This is a genomic window from Burkholderia sp. JPY481, from assembly GCF_038900515.1.
Taxonomy (GTDB): domain Bacteria; phylum Pseudomonadota; class Gammaproteobacteria; order Burkholderiales; family Burkholderiaceae; genus Paraburkholderia; species Paraburkholderia youngii.
The window spans coordinates 313125-332684 of sequence record NZ_JAYMRT010000006.1; the positions used below are offsets into that span (position 1 = coordinate 313125).

Annotated in this window: 17 protein-coding genes and 1 tRNA gene; 12 read left to right on the plus strand and 6 right to left on the minus strand. The window is 64.8% G+C overall.

Annotation, left to right across the window (positions count from 1 at the left end; genetic code table 11):
- Positions 1 to 107: 107 nt before the first annotated feature.
- Positions 108 to 575, minus strand: coding sequence for a hypothetical protein (locus VSR82_RS17760; protein WP_368586419.1), 468 nt, complete (start codon positions 573 to 575; stop codon positions 108 to 110).
- 105 nt (positions 576 to 680) lie between these two features.
- Between VSR82_RS17760 and VSR82_RS17765 the strand changes: the two genes are divergently transcribed.
- Together VSR82_RS17765 and VSR82_RS17770 are read left to right on the plus strand one after the other, a co-directional pair.
- Positions 681 to 2105, plus strand: a complete 1425-nt coding sequence (locus VSR82_RS17765; RefSeq protein WP_429462419.1) for a homospermidine synthase — start codon at positions 681 to 683, stop codon at positions 2103 to 2105.
- Positions 2106 to 2130: 25 nt separating this feature from the next.
- A complete protein-coding gene (locus VSR82_RS17770; RefSeq protein WP_498857966.1) occupies positions 2131 to 3441 on the plus strand; it encodes an NAD(P)/FAD-dependent oxidoreductase in 1311 nt (436 codons plus the stop codon).
- A gap of 165 nt (positions 3442 to 3606) precedes the next feature.
- On the opposite strand, the gene VSR82_RS17775 is transcribed toward VSR82_RS17770, so the two are convergent.
- Positions 3607 to 3990: a hypothetical protein gene (locus VSR82_RS17775; RefSeq protein WP_498857967.1), complete on the minus strand. Its 384-nt coding sequence runs from the start codon at positions 3988 to 3990 to the stop codon at positions 3607 to 3609.
- Positions 3991 to 4233: 243 nt separating this feature from the next.
- Here VSR82_RS17775 and VSR82_RS17780 point away from each other — a divergent pair, with 243 nt between their 5' ends.
- The 4 genes from VSR82_RS17780 to VSR82_RS17795 all read left to right on the plus strand — a co-directional run bounded on the left by VSR82_RS17780 (position 4234) and on the right by VSR82_RS17795 (position 5592).
- On the plus strand, positions 4234 to 4677 hold the full coding sequence (locus VSR82_RS17780; RefSeq protein ID WP_368586415.1) for an Hsp20/alpha crystallin family protein: 444 nt from the start codon (positions 4234 to 4236) through the stop codon (positions 4675 to 4677).
- 26 nt (positions 4678 to 4703) lie between these two features.
- Complete coding sequence (locus VSR82_RS17785) at positions 4704 to 5111, plus strand: Hsp20/alpha crystallin family protein (protein ID WP_429462414.1); 408 nt, start codon at positions 4704 to 4706, stop codon at positions 5109 to 5111.
- Between the two features lie 68 nt (positions 5112 to 5179).
- A tRNA-Lys gene (locus VSR82_RS17790) sits at positions 5180 to 5252 on the plus strand.
- Between the two features lie 157 nt (positions 5253 to 5409).
- Complete coding sequence (locus tag VSR82_RS17795) at positions 5410 to 5592, plus strand: hypothetical protein (RefSeq protein WP_368592935.1); 183 nt, start codon at positions 5410 to 5412, stop codon at positions 5590 to 5592.
- Positions 5593 to 5642: 50 nt separating this feature from the next.
- On the opposite strand, the gene VSR82_RS17800 is transcribed toward VSR82_RS17795, so the two are convergent.
- Positions 5643 to 7406 carry a RecQ family ATP-dependent DNA helicase gene (locus VSR82_RS17800; protein WP_429462411.1) on the minus strand — a complete coding sequence of 588 codons (1764 nt, stop codon included), beginning with the start codon at positions 7404 to 7406 and terminating at the stop codon, positions 5643 to 5645.
- A 359-nt stretch (positions 7407 to 7765) separates the two neighbouring features.
- Between VSR82_RS17800 and VSR82_RS17805 the strand changes: the two genes are divergently transcribed.
- The 6 genes from VSR82_RS17805 to VSR82_RS17830 all read left to right on the plus strand — a co-directional run bounded on the left by VSR82_RS17805 (position 7766) and on the right by VSR82_RS17830 (position 15390).
- Positions 7766 to 8974 (plus strand): zinc-dependent alcohol dehydrogenase, encoded by a 1209-nt coding sequence (locus tag VSR82_RS17805; protein WP_429462409.1) that lies wholly within the window; start codon positions 7766 to 7768, stop codon positions 8972 to 8974.
- A 78-nt stretch (positions 8975 to 9052) separates the two neighbouring features.
- Positions 9053 to 10117, plus strand: a complete 1065-nt coding sequence (coxB, locus tag VSR82_RS17810; RefSeq protein WP_429462407.1) for a cytochrome c oxidase subunit II — start codon at positions 9053 to 9055, stop codon at positions 10115 to 10117.
- Positions 10114 to 12741 (plus strand): cytochrome c oxidase subunit I, encoded by a 2628-nt coding sequence (gene ctaD, locus VSR82_RS17815; RefSeq protein ID WP_429462405.1) that lies wholly within the window; start codon positions 10114 to 10116, stop codon positions 12739 to 12741. Before coxB ends, ctaD begins: the two co-directional genes overlap by 4 nt.
- A gap of 14 nt (positions 12742 to 12755) precedes the next feature.
- Positions 12756 to 13085: a hypothetical protein gene (locus tag VSR82_RS17820; protein WP_176122875.1), complete on the plus strand. Its 330-nt coding sequence runs from the start codon at positions 12756 to 12758 to the stop codon at positions 13083 to 13085.
- Complete coding sequence (locus VSR82_RS17825; RefSeq protein ID WP_429462403.1) at positions 13082 to 14032, plus strand: cytochrome c oxidase assembly protein; 951 nt, start codon at positions 13082 to 13084, stop codon at positions 14030 to 14032. The genes VSR82_RS17820 and VSR82_RS17825 overlap by 4 nt, the downstream gene beginning before the upstream one ends.
- Entirely contained in the window at positions 14029 to 15390 is a 1362-nt protein-coding gene (locus VSR82_RS17830) for a c-type cytochrome (RefSeq protein WP_368586408.1), read from the plus strand. Before VSR82_RS17825 ends, VSR82_RS17830 begins: the two co-directional genes overlap by 4 nt.
- Positions 15391 to 15408: 18 nt before the next feature.
- Here VSR82_RS17830 and VSR82_RS17835 read toward each other — a convergent pair whose 3' ends face one another.
- The 3 genes from VSR82_RS17835 to VSR82_RS17845 form a co-directional block, all read right to left on the minus strand.
- Entirely contained in the window at positions 15409 to 16161 is a 753-nt protein-coding gene (locus VSR82_RS17835) for an endonuclease/exonuclease/phosphatase family protein (RefSeq protein ID WP_410851722.1), read from the minus strand.
- A complete protein-coding gene (locus VSR82_RS17840) occupies positions 16158 to 18437 on the minus strand; it encodes a VTT domain-containing protein (RefSeq protein WP_429462400.1) in 2280 nt (759 codons plus the stop codon). The genes VSR82_RS17835 and VSR82_RS17840 overlap by 4 nt, the downstream gene beginning before the upstream one ends.
- Positions 18438 to 18590: 153 nt before the next feature.
- On the minus strand, positions 18591 to 19556 hold the full coding sequence (locus VSR82_RS17845) for an aliphatic sulfonate ABC transporter substrate-binding protein (protein WP_429462398.1): 966 nt from the start codon (positions 19554 to 19556) through the stop codon (positions 18591 to 18593).
- Between the last annotated feature and the right edge of the window lie 4 nt (positions 19557 to 19560).

The window sequence follows — 19560 nt, forward strand, 5'->3', positions numbered from 1 at the left end:
AACGGCGGGAAGTCTCGGCATCGACTTTCCCGCAGCTGCGACGAGCCTTGCGCGTCACGCGACGGCTGGCCCGCCTTCGGCAAAAGAGCGCGCGCCGGCTCGGGCCATCAAACCTCATGGCGTGTGCCGGGCTGCGCGACCGGCTCGCGCAGCCTGCGCCTTTGAGACGGCGTCGACAACATCGAATCGATATAGGTGTGCGCCCGATTTTCTCCATACCTGAACGCCTCCCGCTCAGTCAGAAAATCGAACTGTTCCGGAAAACTGACCACTTCCTGGTGCGGATTGCCGGGCAACGTCACGGTCCATGACACACGAAAACGGCGATATTTACCGCCGAGCCAATGCGTCTTCGATAGCGTGACGTTCACCTCGATATTGCAGCCGCGATACGGCGCATATTCCTGAATGGACATCGCTTTTCTCCCGCCAATGAACGGGTCGCGCCGTTCGGCCGCGACAAGTGCGCAGCCCATGGCTGTCTCCGTTATGCGTTTCGTATTGACGATGCACGTCGAGCAACGAGCGTTCCCGGCGAACCGCCGCGGCCGTAAGCGCGAGGCGGGCAGCAGCATGCGGAATGCGGAATGCTAGCGGGTTGGTACGGACCGACACGAAGGATCACAACGACCGGGCACGAGAACAGGCGCATACCGAAGCGCTGTGGTTGGGGAGCAGAGATGAGCGCGCAGGTGAATTGGACAAAGCACGCCGTTTGTCACGGCAATATTGTGATCATTGGATTAGGAAGCATCGCGAGTTCGCTGTTACCGATTCTTTTCAGACACATCGAGGTTTGCCCGGAACGCGTGACCGTGTTCTGCCCGCCCGGCAACGATACGACGATCGCTCGCGAATGCGGGCTGAGCGTCGTCGAGCAGGCGCTGTCGGAGAACAACTTCGAGGCGCTGCTCGCTGGCTACGTCAAAAGAGGCGACCTCGTGCTGAATCTGTCGGTGAACGTGTCGAGCGAATCGCTCGTGCGCTTCTGCTGGTCTCGTGGCGCGCTGTATCTCGACACATCCATCGAGCCATGGGAAGGGGAGTCGACCGATCCCGATCGTTCCGCCTCGAAGCGCAGCAACTATGCGCTTCGGGAAGCTTTGCTGGCCTTTCGCCTCGACAAGCGCGACGGTCCGACCGCCATTCTCACGCAAGGCGCTAACCCCGGACTGGCTTCGGCGTTCGTCAAACAGGCGCTGCTCGATATGGCCTCCAACAGCGGCATCGAGCCAACGGCGCTGCGCAGCTACGAGGACTGGGCTGCGCTCGCACACCGGCTGAACATCAAGGCGATTCACGTAGCGGAGCGGGACTTCCAGGTCGCCAAGTGCCGCAAGGCGCGAAACGAGTTCGTCAATACGTGGTCCGTCGACGCTTTCGTGGAAGAGGGCATGCAGCCGGCGGAACTTGGATGGGGTACGCATGAACGGCATTGGCCTGCGGACGCGCGCCGGCACGGATTCGGCAGTGATGCGGCGATCTACCTGCAACGCCCGGGACTCGCGACCCGCGTACGCAGTTGGACACCGCTCGCCGGTAGTTATCACGGGTTCCTGATTACCCACGGAGAGTCGATCTCCATCGCCGACCATCTGACACTTCGCAAGGATGGCGAAGTGATCTACCGTCCGACGGTGCACTACGCTTACCGGCCCTGCGACGATGCGTTTCTTTCAATCGACGAATTCGCCGGACGGGGCTGGCGCCTGCAGGACCATAAGCGGATCATGCGCGATGAGATCGTCGATGGCGCCGACGAACTCGGCGTGCTGTTGATGGGAAACGACAACGGAGTCTACTGGTACGGCTCCCGTCTGACCACGCCGCAAGCCCGTCGACTCGCGCCGCATAACGACGCAACCAGCCTGCAAGTGGTGGCCGGTATCCTGGCCGGCATCGTATGGGCGCTCGGGAATCCGGACGCCGGTGTAGTCGAGCCGGACGACATCGACTACCAAACCGTGATGCGGGTCGCGCGACCCTATCTGGGCGAGATGATCGGCGTCTATGATTCATGGACGCCGCTCGCGCAACGCTCGCTACTTTTCGATTCGCCCTGCGACGACGATCCCTGGCAATTTCTCAACATACGCGTTCCATAGCGAGAAGACCTTCGGAGACCGGCTTATGTCGTCACTGTTGAACAAGGAACAGGGCGTTGTCGAGGACTCGTATTACGAGGCGAGCGTCACCCGTGCGCGGCCTGGGCCACCATTGCAGGAGAAGCTCAACGCGGACGTGTGCGTGATCGGCGGTGGCTATGCGGGGCTTTCGTGTGCGCTGGAGCTAGCCGAGCGTGGCTTCGAGGTGGCATTGCTGGAGGCGCAGCGCATCGGCTGGGGGGCGTCCGGGCGTAACGGCGGGCACGCGATTGTCGGCTTCGGCGCCGAGGGTGAAGATGCGATCGAGCACCAATGTTCCCGCGAGGTCGCGCGAAGGGCGTGGGACGTGTCGCTGGAGGGCATGCGACTGCTGGAAGATCGGCTTGCGCGCTTCGGCATCGATTGCCATTATCGGCGCGGATATCTGACGCTTGCCGTCAGCGATCGGAAGGCCGAACAGCTGATGAACTGGGTGCGGCGCACGCGCGACCGCTACGACTACCCGCTCGAATGGCTGGGCCGCACGGCGCTCGGCGCTCATATAACGTCGCAGCGGTTCGCCGCGGGCGTGTACGACGCCGGGTCTGGCCATCTTCATCCGCTTCTTTATTGCCTTGGTCTGGGCGAGGCGGCGCGTCGCGCGGGCGTCAGGATTTTCGAAAATTCCGCCGTGTCGCGGCTCGATCGGGGCGCTCGGCCTGTCGTGAAGACAGCCGAGGGAGAGGTGTCGTGCGACCGTGTGGTAATGGCTGGAAACGTTTATCTAGGAGAGTTCGGCGATCATCCCGCACCGGAGATCGAAGCCCGCATCATGCCCGTGGGCACCTACATGATCGCGACGGAACCGCTTACCAGTGCGCGGGCCGACGCGCTGATGCCGGGCCGCGCCGCGGCGTCCGACAACAACCTGATACTCGATTACTTCCGGCTCAGCGCGGATCATCGTTTGCTGTTCGGTGCAGGCGAATCGTATGACGCCACCACGCCGCGCAATCTGATCGACCGCATGCGCGGACGCATGACGGGCGTTTTTCCGCAGCTCGCCGATGTGAAGATCGAATATGCATGGGGCGGCTTTGTCGACATCACGATGAACCGCGCGCCGGATCTCGGTCGTATCGGCGACAACCTCTACTATGTGCAAGGCTTCTCCGGACACGGGCTGGTGTTCGCGGGAATGGCCGGCAAGATTCTGGCGGACGCGATCGGCGGCGATGCTTCCCGCTTCGACGTATTCAGCCGCATCAGGCATCGGCGGTTTCCGGGCGGCAAGAGACTACGCACACCGGCCCTGGTTCTGGGCATGTGGTATTACAAGCTTCGTGAACTCATCTGACCGACGCGCTACCCCCATGCCCGGCCGAACGGGCTAGTCGTCAGGCGAGACGCAGCGGACCGTCGTAGCGTTGGTTCTTTCTACCGTCAGATTGATCGATCGTAACCGTCGCGAGCGGCATCTATCGTGGTGAGAAATTCGATTGGCTCAATCATCCATCTCTCCCTACTGGATCGGCGGCACAACGCCGAGTTTTTCGGCCAGCATTCTTTCGTAGACGCCGAAGTGCAGGTCGACCTCTTCCTGCGTAACCACCGTCACGAAGATATTGATCTGGTCCAGCTGCAAGCCCAACACCGTCGCGATCGCCGCTTCCAGCTGCGGCATGCAAAGCCGATCGTCCGCGAAAGTGGTGCCGACAGAGATTTCGTAAGCCGACTCCTGCCGGAATACCACTTCGACCAGCCGCGCCCGGGCGCTCATATTGTTATCGATCGCCAGCCGGATGACTTCGGCGGCCGAGCGCATCGTCTCGGTTGGAAAACCCTTCGTTGAGCGCAACCGGATTCGGTGCCGACCAAGGGTGAGCCAGTCATGTTCGAATTCCATGAAGTCCTCGCATGGTTCGTCCGAGTGTCGTAAAAATAGTGCGCACTGAGCCGAATTCAAGATCAAAATTTTGCGCCACCCACCTTGAAATTTTCCCCGTGCATACTATTCTAAATTCCGCTCAGGCAGTCGCGCCCGCCATGCGGCGCGCTGCGTGTTTCGATTTGTTTGCCGCAGCCCGGCAGACGGACTGGAGCGCGTAGGCCGGTTCGTTTCCGTGCTGCATCCAAGGAGGAAACGATCATGAGTGACCTTTACTTCGGGGCCGATCTGTTCAGCGAGTTCGACCGTCTGCAACGGCAGATGGCGAGCCTCTTCGGCGGCTTCCCTTCCAGTATCCGTTCGGGCCGCGCCGGCGCCTTCCCGCAGATCAACATCGGTTCGACCGACGACTCGATCGAGGTCGTCGCGTTCGCGCCGGGGGTCGATCCGGCCAGGCTCGAAGTATCGCTAGACAAGGGCTTGCTGACCATCAGCGGCGAGCGCGCGAGCTCGCAACCGGAAACCCGCGGCGACGATGCGCGCACCTATGCACAGGAGCGATTCGCCGGCAGTTTCCGGCGCGTGGTCGAGCTTCCGCAAAACGCGGACCCTGGCAAGGTGAGCGCGCGGTACACCAATGGATGCCTGATGGTGAGCATCGGCAAAAGCGAGGCGTCGAAGCCGCGCGCGATCACCGTTCAGTGAGCACCGACAGAACTACGGAGGACATCATGAACGACACGACTGAACTCGCCAGAAAGGAGCAAACAGCGGTGACCCAGCGCGACGGTGAGGCGTCGCAACGCCGGATCACGTTGACGCCGCCGGTCGACATCTTCGAGGACAGCCACGGCATCACGCTGTGGGCGGATCTGCCGGGCGTGACGAGGGAGCGGCTGGAGGTCAAGGTCCACGATGGCAACCTGTACATCGAAGCCGAGGCGATGGTGCCGACCCCGGCGGAACTGCGTCTGCAGCATGCGGAGATCCGTCAGCCGCATTTCGCGCGGGCGTTCTCGATGAGCGCCGACTTCGATGCGTCGAAAATCGAAGCCAATCTGAAGGACGGCGTATTGAAGCTGACGATACCGCGCCGCGACGAAGCGCGACCGCGCCGCATCGAAGTGCGTACCGACTGAACGAGCCATCGACATCGGCTAGCACCGACGCCAGGATTACCCCGCAGCGGGTGACGATCTGGCTCGCCGGGCCGTTAGCTCAATTGGTAGAGCAGCGGACTTTTAATCCGTTGGTTACTGGTTCGAATCCGGTACGGCCCATACGAGTTCCTATCTGGCGCACACGACAGGCAATTCGCGCCTGCTTGTGAGTGCGAACTTCGTGGCGATGAAACGTCTTGTGCTCCCGGGCATCGTCCATGCTGAGTGATGTTCACGCGCGGCATCACGCGCCGTGTGACACTGCAAGGAGCAAATCATGACGACCCAGCAACAACAGCCGAAAACGCCGAAACCTGCCGACGCCGACACGGGCAACGAAGGCACGTTCGAAACGGACATTTCCGAATCCGGCGATGACGGCACGAACGTGCGGCAAGCAGAAGTCAAAGAAGAAGACCTGTCCGAAGTGAAGCCATCGCAGGAAAAGGGCGGCCAATGATGATGCGCACAGCGTCTCGCCTGTAGAACTGTCCGTCGCGTTGCCGCCCATCACTCGAGCTCGGCCTTCACGAACCTCGCCATGAAGGTGCGGGTCGTGCCATCGGGAAACAGCACCGCGACCTGCTCGTCGGTTGAAAACACCACGTGGCCCGAGCCGTATTTGCGCACGCGGACTGCGTCGCCGCGGCCGAAGCGCGCCTTTGTGCTGGCGTGGCGCGGCGGCCGTTTATCGTCGGCGGCGGTTCGTTGCGCTTCGAGCGTCGCTGTGAGCGGGTTCAGGCAGTTGTCGCAAGTGCCGCAACGCTCGAATCCCTGCGCATCGCCGAAATATTCGAGCATCACGCGCCATCGGCAGCCGCCGGTTTGCGCGTAATCGATGATCTGCTGGAGTGCATCTCGATCGCGGGTCGCGAGCTGCGCATAGCGTTCGACCGCGGCCTCGATCGCGCTGTCCTCGGCGCTATCGCGTCCACGCCCGGGGCCGCGCTCGCGTAGCCGATACCGCTGTAGGCGGCTGCGCGATACGTGCCCCGAGTCGGTCAGCATCTTCAGCGCCACGGCGAGCTTGTTGCGGCCCACGTCCGGCACCGCGTCGAGCAGCTCGCGCGCGGTCACGCCAGGAGCGGGCGCTTTCGCGCGCTGCGCGAGCGCGTCGCAGATCCGCCGCAGCAGCGCAGCATCGGGATAGCGGCCCAGCGCGAGAAACTGCTGCACGCGCCGATCGTTCAGATCGAATAGCAGCTCGCAGCGCGCAACCTTGCCGTCGCGTCCCGCGCGTCCGCTTTCCTGGTAATACGCATCGATGCTGCCGGGAATCTGGTAATGGACGACGAAGCGGATATCGGGAATATCGACGCCCATCCCGAACGCGTTGGTTGCGATCATCACGCGCACGTCGCCCGACACGAAACGCTCCTGCGCATCGTGCCGCTCGCGTGCGGACATGCGGCCGTGATAGCAGGCGGCGGCAACTTCCCAGCTGCGCACCGTCGCCGCGAGTCGTTCGGCTTCGCGCACGGTCGCCGTGTAGACGATGCCTCGGCCGGATCCGCTCGCGAGCAGCGTACGCAACGCGGCCGTCTTCGCCTCTCTCGCGCGCGTCGATGCCCGCTGTCGACCGCCACCCACCGACACCTGCGTCACTCGATAGTGAAGGTGGTCGCGATACACACCGGTGTTCACGATGCGCGGCTCGTGAAGCCCGAGCGAGCGCACGATGTCCTCGCGGATGTCGGGCGTCGCCGTCGCGGTCAGCGCGAGGATCGGCGGCCTGCCGAGCGCGTTGACCGCATCGACGATGCGCAGGAACGCCGGGCGAAAATCGTGGCCCCACTGCGATACGCAGTGCGCCTCATCGACGACCACGAGCTTGATGCGCTGGCGCGAGCCCGCCTGCAATGCGTCGAGCAGCTCGGACCGCGTCAGCTGCTCGGGCGTGACGAACACGATACCGCGGCGCATGCCGCACAACGCGTCGTAAGTCTCGCGCAGCTCGGCAGCCGGCACCGCGCTATTGATCCGCCAGGCGTCGATGCCGGCCTCGCGCAGCTTGTCGAACTGGTCTTTCATCAGTGCGATCAGCGGCGATACGACGAGCGTCCAACCGTCGAGGTGCAACGCCGGCAACTGGTAGCACAGCGATTTGCCGGCCCCCGTGGGCATCACCGCGAGCGTGTCGCGCTGTTCGAGCACGCTGCGGACGATCTCCCGTTGGCCGGGGCGCAGCCGGCTGATGCCGAACACCTCACGCAGCGTCCTGCGCATCGCGTTCAGACGAGCAGACATGTCGCGCGTGGTGTCGGTGTCAGTCATGAAGATCGGGAACGCCGGTTGGCCTGGGGTGCAGCTAGTCAGCCAGCGACGTAGCAACCACCGTACCTCGACGGGGACACGGGCGGGCTCGCGCCGTGCTCGTACCTGCTGACGTGACATGGGCAATCCCCGGACCGTGCGGCAGATCGGAACGAGCGGCGCGACGAGTGGCTCGGTATGGGGTTTGCTCGACGGGGGAACCTGGTCGATCCAGGAACCGCATGAATGACCGCACAACGGATTCCCCATCCGGCGAAGCGGAAGTCGTCGCTGCGCGCGGAACCACGAGAACACCGGGCAGTCGCGCGGTCGGACAGGATCTGACGGACGCTAACGCCATCGAGCATCGGAGGTGAATGATGAAGGCAGTCGTTTTTCATGGGATCGGCGATATCCGGCTCGACAACGTGCCGGACCCGCAATTGCAGCAGCCGAGCGACGCGCTCGTGCGACTCACGTCGAGCGCGATTTGCGGCACGGACCTGCACATGGTGCGCGGCACGCTCGGCGAGATGGAGCCCGGTACGATCCTCGGGCACGAGGGACTCGGCATCGTCGAGGAAGTAGGGCGCTCGGTGCGCAATCTGCGTCAGGGCGACCGCGTGCTGATCCCTTCAACGATCTCGTGCGGTTTCTGCTCGTATTGCCGCGCCGGTTATACCGCCCAATGCGATACCGCGAATCCGCATGGGCCGGCGGCCGGCACCGCATTTTTTGGCGGTCCGAAATCGACTGGGCCGTTTCAGGGTTTGCAGGCACAGTTCGCGCGCGCGCCGCTCGCGAACGCGAGCCTGATCCGGTTGCCCGACGAGATCGACGACGACCGCGCAATCATGCTGTCGGATATTTTTCCGACCGGCTATTTCGGCGCACAACTGGCGGGCATTCATACCGGCGATACGGTCGCGGTGTTCGGCGCGGGACCTGTCGGGCAATTCGCGATCGCGAGCGCGAAGCTGATGGGCGCGGGCCGGGTGTTGGTGGTCGATCGCGTTGCTTCCCGGCTCGACATGGCGTGCGCACAAGGGGCCGAAGTGATCAACTTCGACGACGAAGACCCGGTCGACATGATCCTGCAACTGACCGGTGGCATCGGCGTGGACCGCGTGATCGACGCGGTCGGCGTCGATGCGGTGCGCGCGGAGCACGGACCCGCCGCACAGAAAGCGAAGGGCGAGCAGAAGCAGTTCGATCAGGAGGTCAGGGAGATCGCGCCGCAAACGAGGCCCGACGGGGACAACTGGCAGCCCGGCAGTGGTCCGTCGCAGGTATTGCAGTGGGCAGTGCGCGCCGTCGCGAAGGCGGGCACGGTGGCGATCATCGGTGTATATCCGCCGACCGATCGGGTGTTTCCGATCGGCGAGGCGATGAACCGCAACCTGGTGCTGCGCATGGGCAACTGCAACCATCGCGCGGTGACGCCGCGGTTGATCGAACTCGTACGCAACGGCACCTTCGATCCGCTCGCGGTGTTGACCCAGCGCGAGCCGCTAGTCGATGCAATCGCGGCGTACCGCGAGTTCGACCGGCGGGAGCCTGGTTGGATCAAGGTGAAGCTGGTGCCTTGACTAGCATTCGAGCATGAGAAATCCGGCTCAACTGATTCTCCGTCGCGGGACCGTCGATATCGCTGGACCCATCTGACCATGGCTCCTCATTCCAACTCGCTCGATGCGCGAAAGCTCACGGCTGCGCTCGCTTGCTGCGTGGCCGAAGCAGCTCGCGCACAGCCTTCGCCACAGGATGCGCTGCATCCGGCCGGCATCCAGGCCGCGCACATCGTGCGGCTGTGGAACCTGTCGTTGATCGTATGCGGAGCGGTATTCGCCGCTGTTCTATTAGCGGTGTTGATTGCACTGGTGCGCCGGACCGACAGAGGCACCAATACAGAAGGGGACCAGCACCCGCCGCTCGCTAGCCCGAGCGAACGCGGACCGCAACGCGTGGTAGCCGCAGTCAGTATCGCCTCGGTCGCGCTGTTGCTCGGGCTGATCGTCGCCGACGTGTTGACGGATCGCGCACTGTCACGCTTACCCGTCGACAACGCGTTGCACCTCCAAGTCACCGGCGAGCAGTGGTGGTGGAAAGTCGACTATCCCGGCGATGCCCAGCAGCCGGGGTTTTCGACCGCGAACGAATTTCACGTGCCCGCGGGACGCCCGGTGATCATCGCGCTGAAGACGACCGATGTAATCCACAGCTTCTGGATGCCGAATTTGCACGGCAAGAAGGACATGCTGCCGGGCATCGATTCGACGATCGAATTCCGCGTCGATCAACCCGGCATTTATCGCGGCCAGTGCGCCGAATATTGCGGCGCCCAGCATGCATGGATGGCAATGTTCGTGACCGCCGACACGCCCGAAAAATACGCGCAGTGGCGCGCACAGCAGGCCACGCCCGCCGTGACCGAGGCGCTCAGTCCGTCCAGTGCGCTCGTGCAACGCGGTCTGCGGATCTTCGAGCAGTCCAGCTGTGCGAACTGCCATACGGTGCGGGGCACGTCGGCGCGGGGCACGCTCGGCCCAGACCTGACGCACCTGATGAGCCGGCGGACGATCGCGGCAGGCGTTCTGCCGAACACGCAGGAGAACCTCGCGGCGTGGATCCGCGACCCGAACGCGACGAAGCCGGGCACGACGATGCCGACCGTGCCGCTCGCCGCATCCGACCGGCAAGCGCTGGTCGCCTGGCTCGGAACGCTACGATGAGCACGCTCGAACGCCCGCCCGTCTTGCACGTCGACCTTGCGATCAAGGACGGACCCGACGCGCCCGCCGACACGCGCGCGCTGCTCGCCGACACGTGGCGCGATCCGCCGGGCGTGATTGGCTGGTTCTCAGCGATCAACCATAAAACGATCGCGCGGCGGTTCATCGTCACGACGTTCGCGTTCTTCCTGCTGGCAGGCTTGCTCGCGCTCGCGATGCGCACGCAACTCGCGCGACCGAACAACCGCCTCGTCGGTCCCGACCTCTACGACCAGCTGTTCACGATGCACGGCACGACGATGATGTTCCTGTTCGCCGTGCCGGTGATGCAGGCGGTCGCCGGCTACCTGATTCCGCTGATGATCGGTGCGCGCAGCGTCGCATTTCCGCGTATGAACGCGTACGCGTACTGGGTGTTCCTGTTCGGCGGACTGACGCTCTACATCGCGTTCGCGATCGGTGCGGGGCCGCGCTCGGGCTGGTTCAGCTACGTGCCGCTGGCGGGCCCGGACTATGCGACCGGAAAGGGCTCCGACATCTGGGCGCAGATGATCACGTTCACCGAGCTGTCCGCGCTGCTCGAAGCGATCGTACTGATCGCGACCATTCTGAAGATGCGCGCGCCCGGCATGTCGCTGAACCGGTTGCCTTTGTTCGCGTGGGCGACGCTCGTCACGCAGTTCATGGTGCTGTTCGCCATGCCTGCCATCATGCTCGCAAGCACGGCGCTGATCCTGGACCGGCTGGTGAGCACGCAGTTTTACAACCCGTCGCTCGGCGGCGACGTGCTGCTGTGGCAACACCTTTTCTGGTTCTTCGGACACCCGGAGGTGTACCTGATCTTCATTCCGGCGCTCGGCTTCATGTCGTCGATCATCGAGACGTTTTCGCGCCGGCCGGTGGTCGGCTATCCGGCGATGGTGCTCGCGCTGATCGCGACCGGATTCCTTGCGTTCGGACTTTGGGTGCATCACATGTTCGCGACCACGGTGCCCGAACTGGGCAAGAGTTTCTTTACGGCGGCGAGCGTGCTGATCGCGGTACCGTCGGGCATCCAGATCTATTGCTGGCTCGCGACGCTATTGACCGGCAAGCTCAGGCTCCGCGCGCCGATGCTGTTCGTGCTCGCGTTCTTCTTCATTCTCGTGCTGGGCGGCATGACCGGCATCATGCTCGGCTCCGTCTCGCTGGATCTGCAGGTGCACGATACTTACTTCGTGGTCGCGCATCTGCACTACGTGCTGATCGGCGGCGCGGTGTTTCCGCTGTTCGGCGCGTTCTACTACTGGTTTCCCAAGATCACCGGACGCATGCTCGGGGAGCGCCTCGGGCGCTGGCACTTCTGGCTGTTCTTCATCGGCTTTAACGTGACCTTCTTCCCGATGCACTGGCTTGGACTGCATGGGATGACGCGGCGCATCTGGACTTATCCCGCCGGGCTCGGCTGGGGAACGATGAATCTGGGGGCGACGCTCGGCGCGTATCTGATGGGCGTCGGCGTCCTGCTGTTCCTCGTCAACGTGGTACGCAGCCGCCGGCGGGGCGCCGCTGCGCCGGCCGATCCGTGGGGCGGCGGCACGCTCGAATGGAACGTACCGAGCCCGCCGCCGCCGCACAACTTCGACGTGCTGCCGATCGTGCATGGCCGCCATCCGCTGTGGGAGCCGACGCAGCAGCCGGCGTCGGTGTCGGGCCTCACTGCCGGCGCGCGCGAGGTGCTGACGACGAGCGCGCTCGATGCGATTGCCGAAACCCGCCCGCTGTTTCCGACGCCGTCGATCTGGCCGTTTGTGAGCGCTGTCGCGACGACGATCTTCTTCATAGGCTCGATTTTCACACCGACGGCCGTATGGTGGGGCACCGTCCCGGTCGCCGCGGCGATGATCGTGTGGTTCTGGCCGACGCGGGCGAGTAATGCGCTGGCGCGCGCGCTGGAGCGCTGGCCGTCGCCGCGCGCCGGTGCAGCGCACCACGAAGCGCCGCACATCCGCGCGCTCGCCGGGTCGGATGATGCGCCGGCGCGCGCCGTCTCGACCCTCGACGTGCGCGCGCTGCCGAGCTTCGACTTCAGCCATCGCAGCCTGATGTGGTGGGCGACCGCGGGTCTGATGGCGATCGAAGGCACCGTGTTCGCGATCGCGGTCGCGATGTACTTCTATCTGCGCGGCGTGAACGCGGCGTGGCCGATGCACGCGCCGCCGCCCGCGCTGCTGTGGGGCACGCTGAACACGGTGGTCCTGTTGCTGAGCCTCGTGCCGAACCAGCTCGCAAAGCGCGCGGCGGAGCGTGGCGAACGGGCTCGCGCATGCCTGTGGCTCAGCGTTTGTCTCGCATTCGCGCTGGCTTTCCTCGTGCTGCGCGGCTTCGAGTTCACGGCGCTGAACGTGATGTGGTACGCGAACGCTTACGGGTCGATCGTCTGGTTGCTGCTCGGGCTGCATACCACGCACCTCGTGACCGATACCGTCGATACCGCGGTGCTCGCGCTGTTGCTGAAGATCGGTCCATTCGAAGGCAAACGGCTGCTCGACACCAGCGAGAACGCGATCTACTGGTACTTCGTCGTGTTGAGCTGGCTGCCGATCTATGCGGTGCTGTACCTGGCGCCGCGCATGCACGGCTGATTCGTGAGGTGCCGATGGACATCTGGCTAGGTTTGCTCGCGGCACCCACGGCGGTGCTCGCCACACAGAGCGTCGACTATGCGCTGATCCGGCTCGCCTGCGCGAGCGGCGCCGCGTGGCCGATGCATGCGGTCAGCGCGGCCGCGTTCGCGTTCTGCGCGCTTGCCACGTGGCTCGCCTACGGCCGCTGGCGTGCCGAACGATCGCGCGGCGCGCCAGCGTATGCTCCGCGCGCCGCGCGCGCCGGTTTTTTCGCGCTGATGGCGATGATCGTCGGTGCGCTGTCCGCGCTCGTGCAACTCGCGATGTGGTTTCCGCAATGGCTGCTGCCCGCTTGCCGATGAGAAGGCAACTTCGCTGGTTCGCATGCGCGGCCTGGCTGCCCGGCACGGCGGCTACCGCGCATGAACTGTCGTCCGTTGATCGTTCGACCCTGTCGTTCGGCTGGAGCTTCGAGCCGTGGGTCGTTGCGTTGATGGCGCTCAGCATCGGCGGGTATCTGATCGGCTATGCGCGGCTGCAGCGACGCTCGCGCGCGCAGCGGCGCGGCGCCGGCTCGCGCAGGCTGCATCTGCTGGCCTTCGCCAGCGGCTGGAGCGCACTCGTGCTCGCGTTGATGTCGCCGCTCGATACGTTGTCCGGCGCGCTGTTTTCCGCGCATATGGTGCAGCACGAATCGATGATGCTGATCGCGGCGCCCCTGTGCGTGGCCGGGCGTCCGCTCGCCGTATGGATGTGGGCGCTGCCCCGGCGCGCGCGTCTGGCGCTCGGGCGGGCGGTGCGCGCTCGCCCGGTTGCGCGTGCGTGGCGCTGCCTGAGCGCGCCGCTCGTCGCGTGGGCGCTGCACGCGGTCGCTCTGTGGGGGTGGCATGCGCCGACGTTGTTCGACGCCGCGCTTGCGCATCGCTCCGTGCATACGTTGCAGCACGCCAGTTTTTTGCTCAGTGCGCTGCTCTTCTGGTGGACCGTGACGGGCGACGGCGCGCGCCGCGGCAATGGCGGACACGCGATGCTGTCGCTGTTCACGACGATGGTTCACACCAGTGCGCTCGGCGCGCTGATCACGCTCGCGCCGGGCCTATGGTATCCATCGTATGTCGAGCCGTGCGCGGCGTTGGGCATCGATCCTCTGCACGATCAGCAACTGGGCGGACTGATCATGTGGGTGCCGGGCGCGCTGGCCTATCTGACCGGCGGGCTGCTCGTCGCGGCGCGCTGGCTGAGCCGCGCAGACCGGCAGCCGGCTTTCACGCACGACGCGGCGCGCGCCCGCGGGGAGGGCGCGCGATGATGCGAAGGCGCACGGTGGTGCGAGCGGCGGCAGCGGGTGCGTTGCTGGCGGTGGGCGTTGGGCTGCTGGCGATCGCATTCGGCGGAGGGGCGGCCGCGACGGATGCGGCGGCGGCGAGCACTGACGCGCCGGCTTCGGGCGGCGCGGCGAGCTTCGATCCGTCCCGGCTCGCGCGTGGCGAGTACCTGGCGAAAGCCGCCGACTGCGCCGGCTGCCACACCGCGCCGCAGGGCGGCGCGCCGTACGCGGGCGGCCTTGGCATGGGTTCGCCGTTCGGCACGATCGTGTCGAGCAATATCACGCCGGACCCGCAGTACGGCATCGGCCGCTACACCTACGAAGACTTCGAGCGCGTTCTGCGCGAAGGTGTCGCACGCGGCGGCAAGCGGCTCTATCCGGCGATGCCATACGTGTCATTCTCGAAGCTCAGCGACGAGGACGTGCACGCGCTATACGAGTACATGCTGCACGGCGTCGCGCCGATCGCGAAACCGACGCCGCGCTCGGACGTCGCGTTTCCGTTCAACCAGCGCTGGGCGCTGCGCTTCTGGCAGATGGTATTCGTGCCATCGAAGCCATACGTGCCGCGCCCGCAAAGCGACGCGATCTGGAATCGCGGTGCTTATCTGGTGCAAGGCGCGGGACATTGCGGCGCATGTCATACGCCGCGCGGCATGTTCTATCAGGAAAGCGGCCTTGACGAGTCGTCGAGCCACTATCTGGCGGGCGGCGTCAACGATCACTGGTTCGCGCCCAACCTGACCGGCGACATGGGCTCGGGACTGGGCCGTCTCTCCGCCGCGGACATTGCCGCGTTCCTGAAGACCGGCCACGGCGCGGGCGTCGTCGCGTACGGCAGCATGGTCGAACAGGTCGAGGACAGCTCGCAATATCTGACCGACGAGGACCTGCACGCGATCGCGCATTACCTGAAGTCGCTGCCGGCCCAGCGGCCGTCGGGCACCTATACGGACGGCGCCGATCCCGCGCGTTCGAGTGCGAACGGCAGCCGCGTGGCCGACTCGCTGAGCGTCGGCTTCAACGTCTACCGGTCGTTCTGCGCGAGCTGTCATCACGCGGACGGACGCGGCGTGCCGAACGCGTTTCCCGCGCTCGCCGGCAACCCTTCGGTGATCGCGGAAGATACGACTTCGCTGATCCGGCTGCTGATCGAAGGCGGCAACAGTCCGACGACGCAAAGCGGCCCACCGCGTCAGTCGATGCCGGCGTTCGCGACGACCCTCGCCGACGTCGAGATCGCCCAGGTGTTGACGTACATCCGCGGCGCCTGGGGCAACAATGCGCAGCCCATCACCGCCAACGACGTGGCGACGTTGCGCAGCGAGTTGCACAAATAGCGGGGAGCCGCGCGCGGATCATTCATTGACCGACGCGCTGATATGCGCGATCAACGGATAGTGATCCGACGCGATTCGCGAAAGCGGCGTGCGATGCACGACGACACGCAACAGCCGTTCGCCAGGATGCACCCAGATGCGATCCAGCGCGAACAGCGGAAAGCGCGTAGGAAACGTACGCAACGCGGTCGCGCGATGAAAATGTGTGACGAGCCGCCTGAGTGTACGGCCGTACACGAACCACTCGTTCAGATCGCCGAGCAGGATGACGGGCAGCGCGGGCGTGTCGAAGCTCTGCAACACCTGCTCCACCTGCGCGCGCCGTTCGCTGGAGGCAAGGCCCAGATGCGTCGCTACGACGCGCCACAGGTCGCCGTTGCAATCGATATCGGCGTCCAGCGCGCCGCGCGGCTCGCGGCTCCTGAAAGACAGGTCTAGCGTGCGCACCGCGCGCACCGGATAGCGCGTCAGCACGGCGTTGCCAAAGCGTCGCGCGGGCGTGTCTAATGTTGGGCCGGAGACGGCTTCCAGGCTCGTCATGCGTTGCAGCACGGCAAGCACATCGGGCGAACTCGCGCCGCCCAATGGCACTTCCTGCAGAGCGAGGATATCCGCATCGATTTCAGCGAGCACCTCGCCAATGCGCTCCGGCGCGAACTTGCCGTCGATCCCCACCGCGCCATGCAGGTTGTAAGTCCCGATGCGCAGTTCGCGTTCGCGCGCAAGCGTGATCCGTGGCCGCTCGATGCCAGGCTCGTGCATCAGGGTCATGAGCTGGCCTCGTCCTGACATCGTGATGACGTTTTGCCCGCGGCATCGCGAGGCATCCCGCTGTGCTCGCGCAAACGCTGCGCGCGTTTGGCTTCATCGCTGGCGCGCGGCTTGTCAGCATCGCTCGGGGCGCCTTCGTGCGTGTCGCTCGTGCCCGATCTGCCGAGAAAGCGCTGCAACAGCACCGACAATCCGATCAGCACCGCGCCAATGCCGATCAGGACGGCGAACGAGCCGGCTGTCGGACGCCGCAACGAAGCGACCAACTGATGCGCGAATGCAACCGTCAGGAAGATGCCCGGACCCATGCCGAGCATCGTGCCGATGATGAAGTCGCGCATGCGCACGTGTGATGCACCTGCAACGAGATTGACGATCGCGAACGGCGCGACCGGCAGGAGCCGCAACACGACGACCGCGACGATTCCGCGCTTCGCCACACGCTCCGACAGCCGGTTCACGCGTGCGCCCGCGAGTTTGCGCACCGCATCGCGACCGAGCCGGTGGCCTATCCAGAACGACGTCGCAGCGGCCACGGTGGTGCCGATGAACGCATACAGGCCGCCCCACGCCGCGCCGAACACGACTCCCATCGTCGCGATCAGCAAGGTCACGGGCGCGGAGACGACGGCCGCCGCGACATAGGCGAGCACGATCCACAGCGGCGCAAGCGGCAGCGCCTCGATCTGCCGCGTCGCATTCGCGAATGATTTCAGGTTGAGGTAGCTGGCGAGCGGCGACCAGTGCCACGCCGCCGCGAGCCCGACGACCAGCAACGCGAGCACGCCGAGCAACGCATATCGTCCAATCAGCGGCCGCGCCTTCTCGGCGGGCACGAACTGATCGATGAGCTCGTTCGCGGCGATGGGTGTTTCGGGATCGATCAGCGCATCTGGCGGAATCAGTTGATCGAGTTCGGGCGAGACCTGCGGATCGAGATCGACGAGCGTTCGATGCTTCGTGCGATCGCGCTGCAACGCATGAATCGCCTCTGTCACGCTGCCGCGCGCATCGCGCTCGCGCACGAAGTCCGCGACTTCGCAGCCGAGATGCTCGGCGAGCAAAGTATCGCGCATCTTCGCGATCGCACGGCGGATGCGTGCATCGGCACCCGCATCGATCGATACATTGCACTCGCTGTCGAGCACCATCGAGCGATTGTTCAGGTTCGCGGAACCGACGATCAGCAATTCGTCGTCGACGATCATCAGCTTGCTGTGCACGTTGACGATGGATTCGCCCAAGCCCGGTACGTCGGGACTCAGCAGGCGATAACGGCCGTACTTGTCCGCGGCCTTGAGAATGCCGTGCAGGCGCGCGCGCAGCACGCCCATCGTCACTTTTTGCAGCCAGCCGGTCTGATTGCGAGGCACGACGATCGTCAGCTCCGGACCATCCTCTCGCGCGAGCGATTCGCTCAGCGCCGCGCCAATCGATGCCGACGTGAAGTACTGGTTCTCGATGTAAATGCTGCGGCGCGCACGCGCGATCGCATCGAGATACTGGGTGCGGATTTGCTGCTTGCTCTCGCGGCCCAGGTATGCGGGCTCGGTGAGCGAGATCGCAATGTCGACATTTTCCAGCTCTACGCTGCGCGACGGCGGCCACGGGTCCTGCGTCGGCGGCACGGGTTGAGTGTGGATTGCATGCTGTCTCTTGCACGCGCGTGCCCACCGCTCGCGCGCAAGCATGCCGATTTCGCGCGCGGCCTCGCCATCGAACATCGAATGGACATCGTGAGACGGCTGATACCGTGCGCCGTTTGCATCGCGGCGCAGCGGATCATCGGCCCGATGCTGTTGCGTGTCCCAGCGCGAACGCGTGAGATCGAGTCCGCCGACGAACGCGAGACAATCATCGATTACGACAATCTTCTGGTGGTGCGAGCCGCCTAACGGATGCTTGCCGTCCATCTGAAACGCGATGCGCCGGTGCGTGCGCCAACCCATCTTGAACACCGGCAGCCATTCGCGCTCGAACGCGTAGAGCATCGCGAAGTCCCACGCGAGAATGTAGACGCGCAGCAGGCGCTTTTGCGCGGCGACTGCGTGCAGAAAGTCGCCGAGCGCTTCGGGAAAGCCATCGTTCGAACCTTCGGGCGTGAGCTTCATGCGGCTGTCGATATCCCAGCCGAGGATGAACACCGTGCGCTCAGCGCGCGCGATCGCCTCGCGCAGCACGCGGAAATAATCGGCTCCGTCGATCAGCAGGGTGAAGCGATTCGCATGACGCACGCTCTCACAGTTGCGTCCCGGCTCGAAGAAGGATTCATTCATGACAGGTTCGCGGTCACATTGCGGAAACGACCCGCAAGATACGTGCCGCGGCGTCCGCAGCCGCGCTTGCGATGCCTGAAAGGCTATCGAGATTCGTTCGAGAAGTCGCGACAGATCGGGCGGAAGGCGGATATCGACATGGCGGATCGAGATCTACCGGATATCGACGATGGCTTCGCGTACATCGATTTTGCGCGGGATCACATGCTCCCGATAAGCGAGATCGGCGCAGTCCTGCTGAGCCTTGACGACTTCGTCGGTGAGCGGATAGTGGACGCCCCATTCGAGCCGCGGCAGCGCCCGCGTCCAGATTTCCAGCCGAACACCCGTGTTCTGCGACAGGAATTGCGCCGTCTGCGCGGGATGCGCCAGTTCAAGCGCCGTTTGCCGGTCGAGCACATCGAACAGCAGACGCAACGCGGCGGGATAACGCTGCGCGTACTCGCGCGAGCCGATGTAGAAGCCGTACTGCGGCACCGACAATTGCCCGATCGACAGAATCGTGCGCGCGCCCGTCGCGAGTTCCGTATCGGCATAGCGCGGGTCCGGCACCGCCCACGCATCGATGAAGCCGCGCTCGAACGCGGCGCGCGCGTCGCTGTAGTTCAGATAGACGAACTGCACCGCCGTCGCCGGCAGTCCCGCGTCGGCGAGCGCCTTCAGCACGAACAGATGTCCTTGCGAGCCCTTCGCGAACGCGATCTTCTTGCCCTTCAGATCTTCGATCCGCCGCGCGGGCGAATTCGCCGGCACGATCAGCCCGTAGCTCTTTTGCATGCGCGGCGCGGACGCGACGTAGACAACGCCCGGCGCGGCGCCCGCCTGCGCGAGGATAGGCGGCGTCGCGCCTACCGCGCCGACGTCGACGTCACCGGTGTTGATCGCTTCGACGAGCGGCGCGCCATAGACGAACTCCATCCACTTGACCGCGACACCGTGTTGCGCAAAAGCCTTTTCGAGTTCGCCGGATGCACGCAACGCGACGAGCGGATCGCCTTTCTGGATGCCGATGTTGATGGTCGCGGGCCAGGCGGGGTCGGCGTGAGCCGGGACCTGACAGCCAAAACAGACGACGAACGCCGCGAACGTTCGCCACCACAAGCCGCGGAGTGGACGCATGGTT